3 protein-coding genes and 1 pseudogene are annotated in these 2,815 nt (G+C 73.7%); all 4 read left to right on the top strand.

Annotated features, from left to right (window positions below; translation table 11 throughout):
• A pseudogene (locus GT045_RS01820) lies at positions 1 to 343 on the top strand (histidine kinase); the annotation flags it as partial.
• Complete coding sequence (locus GT045_RS01815) at positions 340 to 774, top strand: roadblock/LC7 domain-containing protein (RefSeq protein ID WP_161291735.1); 435 nt, start codon at positions 340 to 342, stop codon at positions 772 to 774. The pseudogene GT045_RS01820 and the gene GT045_RS01815, both read left to right, overlap by 4 nt.
• 9 nt (positions 775 to 783) lie before the next feature.
• Positions 784 to 1,179, top strand: coding sequence for a DUF742 domain-containing protein (locus tag GT045_RS01810; protein ID WP_161291737.1), 396 nt, complete (start codon positions 784 to 786; stop codon positions 1,177 to 1,179).
• 24 nt (positions 1,180 to 1,203) lie between these two features.
• On the top strand, positions 1,204 to 2,815 hold a 1,612-nt coding region (locus GT045_RS01805), incomplete at its 3' end, for a hydantoinase/oxoprolinase family protein (RefSeq protein ID WP_345942520.1).

The raw sequence follows: 2,815 nt of genomic DNA, 5'->3' as shown, positions 1-2,815 counted from the left end.
GCCCAGGCGCACCCGGTCCGGGGCCCCCGGCACCGGCGGCGCGGCGGACACGGCGGCGCTGCCCGGCGGCGGCGCCGCACCCGCCGCCGACACCACCCCGGCACCGGACACCGGGGCGCTGCCCCGGCGCGTGCGCCAGGCCAGCCTGGCGCCCCAGCTCAGGCAGGACTCCGAACGGCGCGCCGAGCCCGCGGCGCAGCCCGCCGACCGCGACGCCGAGGAGGTCCGCAGCCGCATGGCCTCCCTCCAGCGAGGCTGGCAGCGCGGCCGCGAGGAGAACGCCGCGGGCGACGAAGCCCGGGACGGCACAGCACCAGGAACGACTAAGGGGGACGGTCGATGACCGCACCGAGGGCCACCGGCCACACATCCGCGAACAAGGGGGAGCTGAACTGGCTCCTGGACGATCTCGTCGACCGGGTCGCCAGCATCCGCAAGGCCGTCATCCTGTCCGGCGACGGACTGCCGACGGGCGTGTCCAAGGACCTGACCAGGGAGGACAGCGAGCATCTGGCCGCCGTGGCGTCCGGTTTCCACAGCCTCGCCAAGGGAGTCGGGCGGCACTTCGAGGCGGGCAGCGTCCGGCAGACGGTGGTCGAGCTGGACGGCGCCTTCCTCTTCGTCACCGCCGCCGGCGACGGCAGCTGCCTCGCCGTCCTCTCGGACGCCGACTCCGACGTCGGGCAGGTCGCCTACGAGATGACACTCCTGGTCAAGCGGGTCGGCGTGCATCTGGGTGCCGCTCCGCGCACCGATCTGCCCGCAGGCGGGTAGTGGGATGACATGAGCGGAGACGGTCAGGGAAGAAGCCACTGGTTCGACGACGAGGCCGGGCCGGTGGTCCGGCCGTACGCCATGACCCGTGGCCGTACGACCAGCGAGGCCCAGCACCGCCTCGATCTGATCGCGGTGGTGGTCACGGAACCCGACGCCGGCGACCCGGAGACGGACCCGACGCTGTCCCCCGAGCACGTGGACATCGTCGGGCTCTGCCGCGACGAACCGCAGTCGGTCGCCGAACTCGCCGCGGAGCTCGACCTGCCCATCGGTGTGGTCCGGGTGCTCATCGGCGATCTGGTGCACTGCGAACTCGTCCACGTGACCCGCCCGGTGCCCCCGGCGGAACTCCCGGACGAGAACATCCTGCGCGACGTGATCAACGGCCTCCGGGCGCTGTGACCGGCGCGGAAGCGAGGTGGTGACGTGACTGGCTGGCAGTTCTGGGTCGACCGGGGCGGTACCTTCACCGACATCGTCGCGCGCCGCCCGGACGGCCGGCTGCTCACGCACAAACTGCTGTCCGACAACCCGGCGCGCTACGCCGACGCGGCCGTGGCCGGGGTGCGCGAACTCCTCGGTGACTCCAAGGAGCCCGTCGAAGCCGTCCGCATGGGTACCACGGTCGCCACCAACGCCCTGCTGGAACGCACGGGCGAGCGCACCCTCCTGGTCGTCACCCGCGGTTTCCGCGACGCCCTGCGCATCGCCTACCAGAACCGCCCCCACATCTTCGCCCGCCGCATCGAACTGCCCGAACTGCTCCACGAACGGGTCGTGGAGGTGGACGAGCGCCTCGCCGCCGACGGCACCGTCCTGCGCGCTCCCGACCTGGACGCCCTGGCCGGCCCGCTGCAGGAGGCGTACGACGACGGGATCCGCGCGGTCGCCGTCGTCTGCCTGCACAGCCACCTCGACCCCGGCCACGAACGCGCCGTGGGCCGCCTCGCCGCCCGCATCGGCTTCCCGCAGATCTCGTTGTCCAGCGAGGTGAGCCCGCTGATGAAGCTCGTCCCGCGCGGGGACACCGCCGTCGTGGACGCCTACCTCTCGCCCGTGCTGCGCCGCTACGTGCGGCACATCGCCGAGGAGCTGCGGGGCGTCCGGCTGATGTTCATGCAGTCCAACGGCGGGCTGACGGAGGCCGGACGGTTCCGCGGCAAGGACGCCGTCCTCTCCGGACCGGCCGGCGGCATCGTCGGCATGGCCCGCATGTCGCAGCGCGCCGGTTTCGACCGCGTCATCGGTTTCGACATGGGCGGCACCTCCACGGACGTCTCGCACTTCGCCGGCGAGTACGAGCGCGTGTTCACCACACGGATCGCGGGCGTCCGGCTGCGCGCCCCCATGCTGGACATCCACACCGTCGCCGCCGGCGGCGGCTCCGTCCTGCACTTCGACGGTTCCCGCTACCGGGTCGGCCCCGACTCCGCCGGCGCCGACCCGGGCCCCGCCTGCTACCGCGCCGGCGGCCCGCTCACCGTCACCGACGCCAACGTCATGCTCGGCCGCATCCAGCCCGCCCACTTCCCGGCCGTCTTCGGACCCGGCGGCGACCAGCCCCTGGACGCCGGCCTGGTCCGCGACCGGTTCACCGCACTCGCGGCCGAGATCCACCGGCGCACCGGCGACGACCGCACCCCGGAGCAGGTGGCCGAGGGCTACCTGCAGATCGCCGTCGTCAACATCGCCAACGCCGTCAAGCGGATCTCCGTCCAGAAGGGCCACGACGTCACCCGCTACGCCCTGACCACCTTCGGCGGGGCGGGCGGCCAGCACGCCTGCCGGGTCGCCGACTCGCTGGGCATCCGCACCGTCCTCGTGCCCCCCATGGCCGGCCTGCTGTCCGCGCTCGGTATCGGCCTCGCCGACACCACCGCCATGCGTGAACACTCCGTGGAAGCACCACTGGAGGCCGCCGCCATGCCCGGCATCCGTCGGACGGCCGACGACCTGGAGGCCGCCGCGCGCGCCGAACTGCTCGCCGTGGGCGCCGTGGGCGCCGTGGGCGCCGGGGCCGCCGGGGGCACCGGGGCCG

Source organism: Streptomyces sp. SID486, from assembly GCF_009865385.1.
Classification (GTDB): domain Bacteria; phylum Actinomycetota; class Actinomycetes; order Streptomycetales; family Streptomycetaceae; genus Streptomyces.
The sequence above is the reverse complement of the archived record's forward strand: the minus strand, read 5'-3'. Positions and strand labels throughout refer to the sequence as shown.

What these genes read in the sequence shown, in the direction of transcription:
- GT045_RS01815 (WP_161291735.1), top strand. Translation starts at nt 340, where the DNA reads ATGACCGCACCGAGGGCCACCGGCCACACATCCGCGAACAAGGGGGAG.
- GT045_RS01810 (WP_161291737.1), top strand. Translation starts at nt 784, where the DNA reads ATGAGCGGAGACGGTCAGGGAAGAAGCCACTGGTTCGACGACGAGGCC.